Here is a 277-nt window from a genome sequence, read left to right on the forward strand (position 1 = left end):
AAAGTTTGTCATATATTGGATACAAAAGTAATCCTTTTTCAAGAATTATCTGTTTTACTTTTTTTGATACTTCATCATTTTTATTCAACAAGCTTAATAAAAAATTAGATGTTTCTTGATATGTGCTTTCAGAAAAAAAGTCTTCTCTTTTTGAACTAAGCTCATCTTGTTTGGGTAATAAAATTTCCAAAATAGCATCCATATCTTCACTAAGAATCTGATTAATATCAATAAATGATTTCTGATGTACAAAACCAGACTCAACTCCAAAAATCAT

The 277-nt window shown here is 26.0% G+C and carries 1 protein-coding gene; it reads right to left on the reverse strand.

Features of this window, described 5'->3' with window-relative positions; genetic code table 11:
• Positions 1–202 (reverse strand): hypothetical protein (locus tag NG901_RS16695; RefSeq protein WP_252217063.1); only part of this gene is annotated, 202 nt, incomplete at its 3' end.
• Positions 203–277 lie beyond the last annotated feature (75 nt).

The organism is Clostridium sp. CMCC3677 (genome assembly GCF_023845585.1).
Lineage (GTDB): Bacteria > Bacillota > Clostridia > Clostridiales > Clostridiaceae > Clostridium > Clostridium aquiflavi.